This window comes from Mesorhizobium sangaii, assembly GCF_014207355.1.
Lineage (GTDB): Bacteria > Pseudomonadota > Alphaproteobacteria > Rhizobiales > Rhizobiaceae > Mesorhizobium > Mesorhizobium sangaii.
Genome location: NZ_JACHEF010000007.1, coordinates 200,759 through 213,855, shown reverse-complemented (window position 1 = coordinate 213,855; position 13,097 = coordinate 200,759). Strand labels below are relative to the sequence as shown.

General features: G+C 63.6%; 10 protein-coding genes. 7 read left to right on the top strand and 3 right to left on the bottom strand.

All coding sequences use genetic code 11. The features are described from left to right. The first annotated feature begins 139 nt into the window (after positions 1-139). Genes HNQ71_RS28615 through HNQ71_RS28600 form a run of 4 tightly spaced genes read left to right on the top strand, consistent with a single transcriptional unit; the run spans position 140 to position 3,501 of the window. Positions 140-1,303, top strand: a complete 1,164-nt coding sequence (locus tag HNQ71_RS28615) for a glycosyltransferase 87 family protein (protein WP_184876745.1) — start codon at positions 140-142, stop codon at positions 1,301-1,303. After that, a complete protein-coding gene (locus HNQ71_RS28610; protein WP_184876743.1) occupies positions 1,296-2,285 on the top strand; it encodes a glycosyltransferase family 2 protein in 990 nt (329 codons plus the stop codon). The genes HNQ71_RS28615 and HNQ71_RS28610 overlap by 8 nt, the downstream gene beginning before the upstream one ends. Beyond that, positions 2,282-3,094: a ChbG/HpnK family deacetylase gene (locus HNQ71_RS28605; RefSeq protein ID WP_184876741.1), complete on the top strand. Its 813-nt coding sequence runs from the start codon at positions 2,282-2,284 to the stop codon at positions 3,092-3,094. The genes HNQ71_RS28610 and HNQ71_RS28605 overlap by 4 nt, the downstream gene beginning before the upstream one ends. Next, the gene (locus HNQ71_RS28600; protein ID WP_184876739.1) at positions 3,091-3,501 is read left to right on the top strand and encodes a GtrA family protein; all 411 of its coding nucleotides are present in this window, start codon (positions 3,091-3,093) and stop codon (positions 3,499-3,501) included. Before HNQ71_RS28605 ends, HNQ71_RS28600 begins: the two co-directional genes overlap by 4 nt. 124 nt (positions 3,502-3,625) lie before the next feature. Here HNQ71_RS28600 and HNQ71_RS28595 read toward each other — a convergent pair whose 3' ends face one another. The 3 genes from HNQ71_RS28595 to HNQ71_RS28585 all read right to left on the bottom strand — a co-directional run bounded on the left by HNQ71_RS28595 (position 3,626) and on the right by HNQ71_RS28585 (position 8,889). Next, positions 3,626-6,745 carry an efflux RND transporter permease subunit gene (locus tag HNQ71_RS28595; protein ID WP_184876737.1) on the bottom strand — a complete coding sequence of 1,040 codons (3,120 nt, stop codon included), beginning with the start codon at positions 6,743-6,745 and terminating at the stop codon, positions 3,626-3,628. After that, entirely contained in the window at positions 6,742-7,905 is a 1,164-nt protein-coding gene (locus HNQ71_RS28590) for an efflux RND transporter periplasmic adaptor subunit (RefSeq protein ID WP_184876735.1), read from the bottom strand. The genes HNQ71_RS28595 and HNQ71_RS28590 overlap by 4 nt, the downstream gene beginning before the upstream one ends. A 159-nt stretch (positions 7,906-8,064) precedes the next feature. Then, on the bottom strand, positions 8,065-8,889 hold the full coding sequence (locus tag HNQ71_RS28585) for a MurR/RpiR family transcriptional regulator (protein ID WP_184876733.1): 825 nt from the start codon (positions 8,887-8,889) through the stop codon (positions 8,065-8,067). A gap of 234 nt (positions 8,890-9,123) precedes the next feature. On the opposite strand from HNQ71_RS28585, the gene HNQ71_RS28580 reads away from it, so the two are divergent. The 3 genes from HNQ71_RS28580 to HNQ71_RS28570 all read left to right on the top strand — a co-directional run bounded on the left by HNQ71_RS28580 (position 9,124) and on the right by HNQ71_RS28570 (position 12,978). Then, positions 9,124-9,942: an N-formylglutamate amidohydrolase gene (locus HNQ71_RS28580; protein ID WP_184876731.1), complete on the top strand. Its 819-nt coding sequence runs from the start codon at positions 9,124-9,126 to the stop codon at positions 9,940-9,942. Between the two features lie 20 nt (positions 9,943-9,962). Beyond that, the gene (locus HNQ71_RS28575; protein ID WP_184876729.1) at positions 9,963-11,519 is read left to right on the top strand and encodes an amino acid permease; all 1,557 of its coding nucleotides are present in this window, start codon (positions 9,963-9,965) and stop codon (positions 11,517-11,519) included. Between the two features lie 88 nt (positions 11,520-11,607). Then, positions 11,608-12,978 carry a glutamine synthetase family protein gene (locus HNQ71_RS28570; RefSeq protein WP_184876727.1) on the top strand — a complete coding sequence of 457 codons (1,371 nt, stop codon included), beginning with the start codon at positions 11,608-11,610 and terminating at the stop codon, positions 12,976-12,978. Positions 12,979-13,097: the final 119 nt, after the last annotated feature.

Genomic DNA, 13,097 nt, shown 5'->3' with positions numbered 1-13,097 from the left:
TCCGGCTGCCGCCAGCGCCCTCGGACCGCCATCCACTCTCTCAGCCCTCTATGCCACGCCGGTTTGTCCGTGATATGCCGCCGCCATCGAATGCCTGACGGCGCGGCAAGGGCCCGTTCCGGGGTGGTGGAGTGACTTGATGACGATTGCCAAGCCGGTTTTCGACCGTTTGGGACTTAGCATGTGGATTGGAGCATTCCTGATCGTTCTTGTCATGGTCCTGTGGTCGCCCGACACGCATTCGGTGCTGGCAGCCTACAGATTTGGCAGCGAGGAATTTCTGGCCGCCCGGCCGCTCTACAATCTTGGCTCCCAGATGGGGTATCTCTACGCGCCGGCTTTTGCCACGCTCTATGTTCCGCTGTTGAAGCTGGGCCCGCATCTGGGCGGCCTGCTGTGGCATGCAATCGGCTTCGCGGTGCTGACTTTCGCCGCAATGCGGCAGGTTCGCAAGCTCGGCGGCCAGGAACTGACCTGGCTGCTTTCATTCGGTCTGTTCCTCGCTCTGCCGCTGGCGCTTGGCGCCATCCGCAACGGACAATCGACAATTCTGCTGACTGGCGCCTGCTGGCTCCTTACGCTTTCGGCGCTTGAAGGGCGGCGCGCCGAGACCTTCTTCTGGGCTTCGCTGGCCCTCATCGCCAAGCCGACCGCGATCATCATGCTGCTGTTGGCGGGAGGGCTGCGCCCCAGGCTAATCCCGGTGCTGGTGCTGGCCGTGCTGTTCGTGCTCGCCATACCTTATGCTTTCGCGCCAGCCAGTTATCTGAACGGCCAGTATCTTGATTTCGCCCGCATGCTGACCTCGATGGCGGTCGACAAGACCAGCCGCTTTGTTGCCTCCGATTTCACCGCGCCTTTTGCGGTGGCGGGAATGCCCATCGCGGAATCCGGCGCCACGGCGGTGCGCTTCGTGGTCGGCCTGTTGACGCTCTCGATCGTGCTCTTGTTCGATCGCAAGCTCGAGCGGGGGACGGCCGGGTTGGCGATCTTCCTGACGGCCACTTTCTACATGTGCGTCTTCAATCCGCGTGTCGAGCCCAACACCTATGCGATGATCGCCGTGCCTGCCGGGCTCGCCATCGCCCTGTTATGGCGCGAGGAACCAGGCGGCGTCCTCGCCTCGGTGCTGTCGACGGCGCTGTTCGCGACCGGGCTGACCGGCGTCGAGCACGATGTGCATGCTTTCCTCAACCCCTGGTTCCGGCCGATCGCGATTGCTTTCATCGCCTGTTCCCTGATCTGGTGGTTCTGGGCCAAGGCCGGAGAAAAGGTGGTGAATGCGGGGGTCGCAAATGGCTAAGTCGCGGCCGGTACTCGATATCGTCGCGCCGTTCCTCAACGAGGCGCCGTCGGCATTGGCATTCGCCGAGTTGCTTGCCGCGCTGGAGGCGGCGGTTGCACAGCGCTTCGGCATGGCCGTGCACAAGATCCTGGTCGACGACGGCAGCCGAGACGATGGTGCCAAGCGGTTTTCGCAGGGGCTGACGGGGTCGTGGGAGATCGTCCGCCTCAGCCGCAATTTCGGCAAGGAAGTCGCTGTGCTCGCCGGCCTCGACCAGTCGCGCGGCGACATGGTGCTGATCATGGACGCCGACCTCCAGCATTCGATGGACATCAGCCTGAAGATGATCGCCGAACTGGTGGAGCATCCCGACATCGATGTCGTCTACGCGCAGAACGACAGGCGTGAGGCCAGTTGGCGACGCAGTCAGCTGGCGCGGCTTTTCTACAGCCTGATCAACAGCAGCCAGCGTTTCGACATTCCCGAAAATGCCGGCGACTTTCGCGTCATGCGCGGTGCCGTGGCGCGCGCGCTGACCAGCCTGCGTGACAAGCGACGCTTCAACAAGGGCCTGTTTGCCTGGGCCGGCTTCCGCCAGAAGGCGCTGCCCTATTCGCCGGAGAACCGCGCCAGCGGCACGTCGAAATGGAGCCGGCTCAACCTGATTGCCTTCTCGCTGGAAGGGTTCACCTCCTTTTCCGTCATACCGCTGCGCTTGATCAGCCTCAGCGGGCTGCTTGCGGCGTTTGCAGGGGCGGTCTACGGCGCCAAGGTGTTCTTCGAGGTGCTCTTCTACGGCATCGCCGTTCCCGGCTATCCCAGCCTGCTGGTCGCCGTCGTCCTGCTCGGCGGACTCAACCTGACCCTTCTCGGCCTGATTGGCGAATATGTCTGGGTCACGCTCAGCGAAAGCAAGGATCGGCCGGTCTATATCGTGCGCGATGTCGTACACAGCGACATCGCTGCCGACAAGCCGACACCGGGCGCTCGCGAGGCATGACGCGGCGCATCCGCCTGATCGCCGACGACTACGGCCTGGCGCCAGGCGTCTCCGCCGCGATCCTCGACCTGCTCGATCGTGGGCGCCTGACCGGCACCAGCTGCATGACCGGCTTTGCGCAATGGGCGCAGGAGGCGGAGCGCATAAAGCCTCTGTGCGGCCGTGCCGCGGTCGGGCTACATCTTACCTTGACCGACCAGCCAGCCGTCACCGGCCGGTCGAGCCTGGCGCCGGAAGGCCGGCTGCCGCCGCTCCGCTCGCTGGCGTTGCCTGTTCTGCGCGGTCGCATCGACGACCGCGATGTCCATGCCGAACTCGACGCTCAGTACAGCCGCTTTGTCGAAGCACTCGAGCGCCGCCCCGATTTCGTCGACGGGCATCAGCATGTGCATTTCCTTCCTGTGGTGCGCACATGGCTGCGCGCGCGTCTGCATGAGGAAGCCGACAGACCGGCGCTGCGCGGTGCACCGGCACTGGCCGGCACGGCGCCGAAAGTCGCTGCGATCGCGGCGCTCGCTGCCGGGTTCAACCGGTCCATGCAGCATGCCGGCTTCACCGTTTTCGGGCCGCTCGCCGGCATCTACGACTGGCGGCGACCCGAAAAGTTCGCATCGGTGCTGCAGGCCGCCGTCGAGGCATTGCCGGAACGTGGGCTGTTCATGTGCCACCCGGGCCATGTCGACGAGACGTTGCGCGCGCGTGACCCGATGCAAAGCGTGCGCGAGGTCGAATTCGCGGTCCTGGCATCGGATGATTTCGGCGCCAGCCTGGCCCGCGCCGGTGTCGCAATCATGGACGGCAACGGATGAGCGGCGCCGACCAGCCCCGGCGTTCGACCGGCAACAAGATCGTCCGCTTTGCCATTGTCGGACTTGCCAACACGGCCATTGACCTTGTCAGCTTCTTCCTGCTGCTCAAGCTGCAGATGCCGCCGGTGCCCGCCAACATCGTTGCCTGGTTCATCGCCGTCTGCTTTTCGTTCGTGGCGAACGGATTTTGGGCGTTCGAACGCAATCAAGCCATCCGGCTGCGCGACGCGTTCCTTCGTTTCGCCTCGCTCGGGGCGCTGATTTCGCTCGGTGTCTCCAGCCTTTCGATCGCGCTGTTTGCCGCCACCGTTGGAGTATGGCCGGCAAAGATCGGCGGTGTCGTGGTGGCGGCGGTGCTGAATTTCCTCGCCGCGCGCTGGTCGATCGAAGGCCGGTTCTTGAAATAGGCACTGCCTATTCACTGGCGGGAAACCGCGACACAGGTTCTTGGGATTTCTCTACTCGGCCGGCTCCACATCAGGACCTGATCCAACCATGATCTTTCCGAAAACCGGTTCCCACTTTTCGGGATCATGGTCTGGTGTAGGCGGCTTCCTCGAGCTCGCGCTTCAGCCGCGCTTCCTCATGGGTCTTCGGCGTGACGAAGCGGCCTAGCAAGAGATAGGCAACCGGCGTCAGGAACAGCGTCGAGACGGTGGCGAGGCCCAGTCCGCCGACGATCACCCAGCCGAGCGCTACGCGTGCCTCGGCACCAGCGCCGCTCGCCAGCACCAGCGGCAAGCCACCGAGCACGGTGCAGATCATGGTCATCATCACCGGCCGTACGCGGATGATCGAGGCCTGCTCGATCGCTTCACGCACGCCAAGCCCGCGATCGCGCAGCTGGTTGGCGAATTCGACGATCAGGATGCCGTTCTTGGCCATGACCCCCACCAGCAGCACCAGGCCGATCTGGCTGTAGGCGTTGAGACTGGTGCCCGAGAGCAGCAGCGCGAAGATGGCGCAAGCTAGGCCGAGCGGCACCGTCGCCATGATGATGACGGCGCTGACGAAGCTCTCGAACTGGGCTGCCAGCACCAGCAGGATGATGACCAGCGCGAAGCCGAAGATGGTCACCATGGCGCTGTTGGTCTCGCCCAACGTCGCGGCCTCGGCCAACGGCAGGATGCGGCTGCCCGCAGGCAAAAGCGGCGTGGCGATTTCCTCGGCGCGGGTCAGCGCATCGCCGAGCGCGAAGTCGCCGTTGAGGTTGGAAGTGATCGCCACCGACGGCTGCTGCTGCTCGCGCGACAGTGACGGCGGCACCGCACGCTCGGTCAGCGTGGCGATGGTCGACATCGGCACGAAGCGGCCGTCTGATATCTTCAGGAAGATGTTTTCCAGGTCGGTCGGATCGTTGATGGGGTTGGTGGTCGAGACCAGCTTCACGCCGTAGCTGCGGTCGGCGATGTAGACGTCGACGACGTCGTTGCCGTCGAGCATGGCCTGTAAGGTGTTGGCCATCCCGGTGATGTCGATGCCGAGATCGGAGGCGCGCTCGCGGTCGATGGCCACGGCCAGCTGCGGCTGCGTCGGATCGATGGACAGGCGAGGTGTCTGGAAGCGTGGGTCCTTCTGCATCTCGGCGATGATCTTGACCGCCGCGTCGCCGAGTGCCTTGCGGTTATTGCCGACCAGCGCGAACTGCAGGCCGTTGCCGGCACCGCGAATGCCGAGGCTGTTGGGCTGCACCGGGAAGATGCGCACGCTCGGCACCTGCCTGGTCAACTGGCTGATCTCGGCCATGATCTCCCGCTGGCTGCGGCTCCGCTCGTTCCACGGCGCCAGCGTCATCACCATGAAGCCTGAATTATAGGAGCCGTTCTGGCCGGCGTTCTCGAAGGTGCTGCGGATCTCGCCGGACTCGCGCATCGGCTGGATCAGCCTCTCGATCTTCTGCATCTGCTGCGTGGTGTAGTCGAGGCTGACACCTTGCGGGGCGCTGATGCGCAACAACACGGCGGCGCGGTCCTCGGTCGGCGTCAGTTCCTGGCGGATGGTGCCGAACAGCGCGAAAGCGGTGCCGGCAAACAGCACCGCAACCAGAAGCACGATCCATGGCGCGTCGAGGCAAGCGTGCAGGGCGCGTTTGTAGGCTGAATTCAGCGCGCCGCCGACGAGGGCGCCGATGCCGTGGCCGCCTTCATGGTGGAGCGAGGCACTCGACAGCATGCGCGAGGCGAGCATAGGGCACAGCGTCAGCGCCACCACGCAGGACAAAAGCACCGACATGGCGAGCACGAAGCCGAATTCGCGGAACAGGCCACCGGTCTGGCCGGGCAGGAACGAGATCGGCACGAAGACGGCGACCAGCGTCAGCGTCGTGGCAATGACGGCGAAGAACACTTCCTGGGCGCCAAGCACGGCTGCGGCGCGCGGGCCCATGCCTTCATTGCGTCGTCGGACGATGTTTTCGAGCACGACGATGGCGTCGTCGACGACCAATCCCGTCGCCAGCACCAAAGCGAGCAGGGTCAGGATGTTGACCGAGAAGCCGGCCAGGTAGATCGCGGCGATGGTGCCGATCATGGCAACAGGCATCGACAGTCCCGGGATCAGCGTTGCGCGCCAGTCAAGCAGAAACACATAGATGACGATCAGCACCATGGTGACGGACAGGCCGAGTGCGATCTCGACCTCGTGCACCGCGCCGTTGACGAACACCGCGTCGTCGCTGGTGATCTTGATCGACATACCCTTGGGCAGGTTCTCCTGCAGCTTGGCGACGGCGGCCTGAACGCCTGTCGAGATGTCCAGCGTGTTCGATTCCGCCTGGCGGATGATGCCGATGCCGATGCCGGTCTTACCATCCGAACGCAGCGTGGTCTGGCCGACATCGGGGCCGAGCGTAACGGTGGCGACGTCGCGGATGCGCGTCGTGCCGCCGATGATGATGTTTTCGAATTCCTCGGGCGTGGTCACGTCGGCCGTGGTGCGGACGATCAGGTCCTGGTTTGTCGTGGTGATCGAGCCGGCCGGTGAATCGAAAGCGACAGAAGCAAGCGCCGCCCTGAGGTCGGCAACGGTGAAGCCGAGGCTGGCGAGCTTGTTCTGGTCGACGTCGATGCGGAAAATCTTGTCGCGATAGCCATAGATCTGGACGTCGGCAACGCCGGGCACGGCGGCCAGTTCGTCCTCGATCTGATCCTGGACCACCACCGTCATGTCCCGGATCGACATGTCGTCCGAAGTCACCGCCAGTCGCATCACCGGATCGGAATTGGCGTCGGCCTTGACGATGCGCGGTGGATCGGCGGTGTCCGGCATCAAGTTGGCGACACGGCCGACGGCATCGCGCACGTCCGAGGCGGCGACGTTGAGGTCGACTCCGTCGTTGAACTCGATGGTGACGCGGCTCGAACCGAAGGAAGAAGACGACGAGATCGACTTGACGCCGGAGACGCGGGCGACAGCGCCCTCGACTGTGTCGGTCAGTTCACGGTCGACGGTTTCGGCCGCGGCGCCTTCGAAGGCGGTCGAGACCGTGACGACCGCACGGTCGACGTCGGGCAGTTCGCGGATCTCGACGCCATAGATGGCAGCCAGGCCGGCGACTGCGATCAGTGTGTTCAGCACGAAAGCCATCACTGGCCTACGGATGAACAGGGCGGTAAAGCCGGTGTCGCTGGCAGTGTTGACGGGGCTGGTCATGAGCCTTGGGCGGCGTCCGCGGCGCGCTGGTCTTCGCCGGCGATGCGCACGGCGCCGCCCTCGCTGACGCTCTGCGTGCCTTCGGTCACCACCATGTCGCCGCTGTCGATCTCCGCGTCGATCAGCACGGTCTCGGTGTTGCGCTGGATGATGCGCACCGGGACCCGCCTGGCCTTGCTGTCCTCGACCCGCCAGACATAGGCGCCGTCCGACCCCCAGAGGATCGCCAGCGGGCTGACGGCCGGATAGGTCTCGCCGGGGAACTTCATGATGATGCCGAACGACATGCCGGCGCGCAGCGAATCGGCCGGGTTGGCGATCTTGGCCTTGACCAGCAAAGTGCGGCTCTTTTCGTCGATGTGGTTGTCGATGGCCGAAACCGTGCCGGTGTAGGCTTTGCTGGGATTGGCGATCGGCGTCGCCGTCAATTGCGCGCCGACCTTGACGGCGGCTGCGAAACGTTCGGGCACGAGGAAATCGACAAGGATACTGGAGCGGTCGTCGAGCGTGGCGATCGCCGACTGGTTGGTCACATAATTGCCGGCGGCGATCGGCAGGATGCCGACGGTGCCGGCGATCGGTGCGATGATGGAGCGCCGCTGCAGGGCAAGTTCGGCATCGCGAAGTACCAGTTTGGCGACCGCCAGCACCACTTCGGCATCGGCGACGGCGACCGGTGTCGCTGCGTTGGAGGCCCGCAGCGATTTCACCCGGTCGAGCTTGTTCTGCGAGTCCTGTAAGACCAGCTTGGCACGATCCTGCGCGATCACCTCGGTCTCGGAATCGAGGGTGGCAATAATCTGTCCCTTGTCGACATGGCTGCCGGATTCGACCAGCAGTTTGGCAAGGCGGCCGGAACTGTATGGATTGACGGTCACCGAGGCGTTGGCACGGCCAGTGCCGATCGCCTGAAGGCGGTCGTTGATGGTGGCCGAAGTGGCGGCCAGGGCGACCACGTTCACCCGCCGGTTGCCGCCATTGCCGTCGTTTGCCTGCTTGGCGTTGGCGGCACCGGTTTCAGCCGGGGGCGTTGCCGCGTAAACCCAGTCTATCCCCCAGCGTGCCAGCACCTCCGGTGCGCCCGGAAAAAAGCGCAGCCAGGCGGCTGCCGCCACGACCAGCACCACAAGCGCGAAAAGTATCTGTTTCCAGGCGGCCATCTGCACTCCGGTTGGGCAAAACGATCCTTCCGTCTACCGGGTTCCCGAAAGGAAGCAGACGCAGCGAGGCTATTCTAAGGCAAGAAGACACCCCCGATATCGCGCCCTTATGACAACTGGCCAGTGTCTGCGCACATTAAATCTGCGTAACGTTGACGGCTAACGCAGACCTTCCATCTCGCGGATGCGTTTGGCGCCTTCTGCTTCCAGTTGCCGTGTGACGGCGCCGATCAGTGTTTCGGCGACGACGAAGAGGGCTGCCGAAGAGTCCCACGCCGACGGCACCGCGGTTCGTCCGGCAATGACGTGGCGGGCAAAGCGGGCGATCGGCGACAGCCACTGGTCGGTGAACAGCACGATCTGTACGCCGCGCTCATGTGCCTTCTCGGCGAAGCGGAGGAGGCTGTCCTGGTAGCGCCTGATGTCGAAGATCACCAGTACGTCGCGCTTGCCCATGTCGATCAGCCGGTCGCGCCACATGCTTTCCTGGCCGGCGAGGTGAAAGACCTCGGGCTGGATGATGGCGAGGTGGGCGGCCATGTAACGCGCCAGCGGATCGGTGAAGCGGCCGCCGATCAGGAAGGTCTTGCCGCGCCGGTCGGCGAGGCGGGCGGCGATGTCGGCAAGCTGCTTGTCGGACAGGTGTCTGAACGTCTCGCGCATATTGTCGAGCGTCGCTTCCAGCATCGGTGACGCGGTGCCGCCGGGCGAGGGCGGGTTGAGCGTCCTTATCGCCGGCGATTGCAGCTGCGCCGCCAGTTCGTCCTGCAGGCTCGACTGGAATTCGGGGTAATTCTGGAAGCCGAGCCGGGCCACGAAGCGCAGGATCGTCGGCGAAGAGACGCCTGCCGCGGCCGAGAATTCAGCAACCGTCTTGAGGCCGATCATCGGATAGCTGGCGATCAGAGTCTGGGCTGCGCGCCTTTCACTGGCCGGCATCGTGCCGACGCGGTCGGCGATCAGTTCGGCAATGCTGGAAATCATCTTTTCCCCACCCCGGAGCCGAATGGTAATCCATCCCGATCCGTCTGTTTGTCTTGGCCGCATTTCCGCGACGCCAGGTGATTCCACCTGGCTGCAAAATGCTTCGGCCCTGTCCACTGTCTTTTCCGAAATCGCATTTGACAAAACCGGGTAAACTGTATGAAATCATCCATAGGGACGCAATGAGACAAAATACGTAACATACGATACAGCGCTCCCCGGGGACGGCAGACTATGGAGCAAGCACGGCCCGCCAGCCTTGCATCGTCTGATACCGTCAGGGTGACCAACCCCGGCGGATCAAGCCCTTTCGTGCTGACCTGTGATCACGCCTCGAATTTCCTGCCGGCCGAATTCGGCACGCTCGGCCTTGCCGCAGAGGACTTGTCCCGCCACATCGCCTGGGATCCCGGTGCGCTGCCGGTTGCCCGTCGCATGGCCGAGGCGCTCGACGCGACGCTGGTCGAAACCCGCATTTCGCGCCTCGTCATCGACTGTAACCGGCCGCTCGATGCGCCCGATTTGGTGCCGCCGGTCAGCGAGACCACGGCGATACCCGGCAATACCGGCCTTTCGGACAAGCAGCGCGCGGCCCGTGTCGCGCTGTCGTGGCAGCCGTTTCATGCCGCCATCGAAGAGATTGTCGACGGCAGGCTGGCGCGCGGGCAGGAAACCCGCCTGGTTTCCGTGCATTCCTTCACGCCTGTCTACAAGGGCCGCAACCGGCCCTGGCATATCGGCATCATCCATGACGAGGACCGCCGGCTGGCGTCGCCTTTGATCGACGCGCTGAAGCGGCTTGCCGGCGTCACCGTCGGCGTCAACGAGCCCTATTCGCCGGCCGACCGCGTCTATTTCACGCTGGAGCGGCACGCACGTTCGCGCGGCCTGCCGTGCGCGATGATCGAAATCCGCAACGACGAAATAGCCGGCGAGACCGGGCAGCGGAAATGGGCGGATCTGCTCACGGGCATTTTTTCGGATCTGGAGCCACAGGAGGCCGGACACGCCAGATCGCATTCAGTCGGAAAGTCAGTTCAATCGGCCAGCTAAGAACCAACAGGGGACTTCCAATGGCAGCACCGGGTTATACTGAAGTTGACAAGGCGGAGGACGTAAAGGCCCTCCACAGCATGGGTTATGCCCAGGAACTGGAGCGGCGCCTCAGCCGCTTTTCGAATTTCGCCGTTTCTTTCTCGATCATCTGCATCCTTTCGGGCGGCATCAATTCGCTGGCCCAGGCAACCTCCGGCGCCGGCGGCATCGGCATCGGCATCGGCTGGCTGGTCGGCTGCTTCGTGTCGCTGACCTTCGCGGTCGCCATGTCGCAGATCAGTTCGGCCTATCCGACTGCCGGCGGCCTCTATCACTGGGGTTCGATCCTCGGCAACCGCGGCACCGGCTGGGTCACGGCCTGGCTCAACCTGCTCGGCCTGATCACCGTGCTCGGCGCCATCAATGTCGGCACCTGGACGTTCTTCGTCGGCGCCTTCGGCCCGGCGCTCGGCATCGAGGGTACGCTGACCAACCAGATGATCTTCCTGGTCATCATCACCGGCGCCCAGGCACTGATCAATCATCTCGGCATAAAGCTGACGGCGAAGCTGACCGACTTCTCGGGTTATTTGATCTTCTTCGGTTCGATCCTGATCGCGGTCGTCTGTCTTCTCTCCGCCGAGACCTGGGATTTCAGCCGGCTGTTCACCTTCCACAACTACTCCGGCGATGCCGGCGCCAGCGTCTGGCCGTCGGTTTCGAATGCCTGGGTGTTCGCACTTGGCCTGTTGCTGCCGATCTATACGATCACCGGCTACGACGCTTCCGCGCACACCTCCGAGGAAACCATCAAGGCAGCCTCCTCGGTGCCGCGCGCCATGGTCATGTCGGTGATCTGGTCGGCCGTCTTCGGCTATCTGTTCCTGGCCGCCTTCGTGCTGATGATCCCAAACATGGACGACGCCGCCAAGCAGGGCTGGAACGTGTTCTTCTGGGCCTTCGACCAGCGCGTCAGCCCTGGCATCAAGGAGTTCGTGTACCTCGTCGTGTTCGTCGCGCAGCTTCTGTGCGGCCTCGCAACCGTGACCTCTGCCTCGCGTATGATCTTCGCCTTCTCGCGTGACGGTGGCCTGCCGGGCTCATCGGCACTCGCCAAAGTCAGCCCGACCTATCGCACGCCGGTGGCGGCGATCTGGACGGCGTCGATCCTGTCGGTGCTGTTCGTCTGGGGTTCGACGCTGGTCTCGGTCGCCGGCACCTCGGCCTACACCATCGTCGTGTCTTGCACCGTCATCTTCCTGTTCCTGTCCTTCACCGTGCCGATCGTGCTCGGCATGCTGGCCTGGGGCACGCCAAAGTGGGACAAGATGGGTCCATGGAACATGGGGCGCGGCGTTTTCATGCTGTTCGCCTTCCTGTCGATCGTGTCGATGATCCTGATCTTCGTCATCGGCATCCAGCCGCCGAACGATTGGGCGCTCTACATCACCGTCGGCTTCTTCATCCTGACGGCGATCGTCTGGTTCGCGTTCGAACGGAACCGCTTCCAGGGTCCGCCGCTTGGCGACATCATCGCGGCGCGCCAGGCAGCCATCAAGGCGGCGGAACAGGCCGTCGGCGAAACCGGTCACTGACATCGACCATTCTTGGCCATGGCCGGCATCGTGCCGGCCATGGTTTTGTCTAACCTGTTCAAAGCTAAAACGCTGGAGTGCCAAAGGAATGGCCGGAAATTTCTCGTTCGATCAGTTGAAGAAAGCGGTCTCCAGTGGCGAGATCGACACGGTGCTGGCCTGCATCGTCGACATGCAGGGGCGGCTGGCGGGAAAACGGTTCCTGGCGCAGTATTTCGTCGATTCCGCGCATGACGAGACGCACGGCTGCAACTATCTCCTGGCCGCCGACATCGATATGGAGCCGGTGCCCGGCTACAAGGCGGCGAGCTGGTCGAAGGGCTATGGCGATTTCGTCATGAAGCCGGATCTGGGGACGCTGCGGCGCATTCCGTGGCTTGAGAAGACGGCGCTGGTGATCTGCGACGTGCTCGACCACCACACGCATGACGACCTGCCGCATTCGCCGCGCGCCATCCTGAAGAAGCAGGTCAAGCGGCTGACGGAGCGCGGCTATATCGGCTATTTCGCTTCCGAGCTCGAATTCTATCTGTTCAACGAGACCTATGATTCCGCCCGCAAGAAACACTGGCAGGGTCTCGATACCGCCTCGCCCTATATCGGCGATTACCAGATCGGCATCACCACGAAGGAAGAAGGCGTCATGCGCCGGCTTCGCAACGAGATGGAAGCGGCCGGCATCCCGATCGAGAATTCCAAGGGCGAGTGGGGCCCAGGCCAGGAAGAGATCAATGTGCGCTATGCCGAGGCGCTGGACATGGCCGACCGCCACGTCATCTTGAAGAACGGCGCCAAGGAGATTGCCGAGTCCGAAGGCAAGGCGATTTCCTTCATGTCCAAGTACAATTATGGGCTGGCCGGCAATTCCAGCCATATCCACAATTCGCTGTGGAGCGCCGACGGCAAGACGCCGCTCTTCTTCGACAAGAAGGCTGACTGGACGCTGTCGGCGCTTGGCCAGCAATGGGCGGCGGGACAGCTGAAATACGCCAAGGAATTCACCTGGTTCCTGGCGCCCTACATCAACTCCTACAAGCGCTTCCAGGCCGGCACCTTCGCGCCGACCAAGATCATGTGGAGCGAAGACAACCGCACCGCCGGCTTCCGCCTGTGCGGTGAAGGCACCAAGGGCATCCGCATGGAATGCCGCATCGGCGGCGCGGACCTCAACCCCTATCTCGCCTTTGCGGCGCTGATCGCCGCCGGCCTTGCCGGCATCGATGAGAAGCTGGAACTGCAGAAGCCGTTCGTCGGCGATGCCTATCAGGCGTCGCGTTTGCCGGAGATCCCGAAGACGCTGCGCGACGCCACCGAGACGCTGGCGAAGTCGAAGATGCTCAAGCAGGCGCTCGGCGAGGATGTGCTCGAACACTATGTTCACACCGCAAAGTGGGAGCAGTTCGAATACGACCGCCGCATAACCGATTGGGAACTGCACAGAGGGTTCGAGCGGTACTAAACTAGCCGACGAACGTTGGCGCGCCTCTCGCCCTACCCTCCCGTGAATCGCGGGCAGGGCGACCGGAGAGCACTTCCCTTCTCCCGGTCACCATACGCGGGAGACTGCCGGGCAGGCGG

Bases quoted from the DNA above. Each gene is read 5' to 3' on its own strand.
- HNQ71_RS28615 (WP_184876745.1), top strand. From the start codon at position 140: ATGACGATTGCCAAGCCGGTTTTCGACCGTTTGGGACTTAGCATGTGG.
- HNQ71_RS28610 (WP_184876743.1), top strand. From the start codon at position 1,296: ATGGCTAAGTCGCGGCCGGTACTCGATATCGTCGCGCCGTTCCTCAAC.
- HNQ71_RS28605 (WP_184876741.1), top strand. From the start codon at position 2,282: ATGACGCGGCGCATCCGCCTGATCGCCGACGACTACGGCCTGGCGCCA.
- HNQ71_RS28600 (WP_184876739.1), top strand. From the start codon at position 3,091: ATGAGCGGCGCCGACCAGCCCCGGCGTTCGACCGGCAACAAGATCGTC.
- HNQ71_RS28595 (WP_184876737.1), bottom strand. From the start codon at position 6,745: ATGACCAGCCCCGTCAACACTGCCAGCGACACCGGCTTTACCGCCCTG.
- HNQ71_RS28590 (WP_184876735.1), bottom strand. From the start codon at position 7,905: ATGGCCGCCTGGAAACAGATACTTTTCGCGCTTGTGGTGCTGGTCGTG.
- HNQ71_RS28585 (WP_184876733.1), bottom strand. From the start codon at position 8,889: ATGATTTCCAGCATTGCCGAACTGATCGCCGACCGCGTCGGCACGATG.
- HNQ71_RS28580 (WP_184876731.1), top strand. From the start codon at position 9,124: ATGGAGCAAGCACGGCCCGCCAGCCTTGCATCGTCTGATACCGTCAGG.
- HNQ71_RS28575 (WP_184876729.1), top strand. From the start codon at position 9,963: ATGGCAGCACCGGGTTATACTGAAGTTGACAAGGCGGAGGACGTAAAG.
- HNQ71_RS28570 (WP_184876727.1), top strand. From the start codon at position 11,608: ATGGCCGGAAATTTCTCGTTCGATCAGTTGAAGAAAGCGGTCTCCAGT.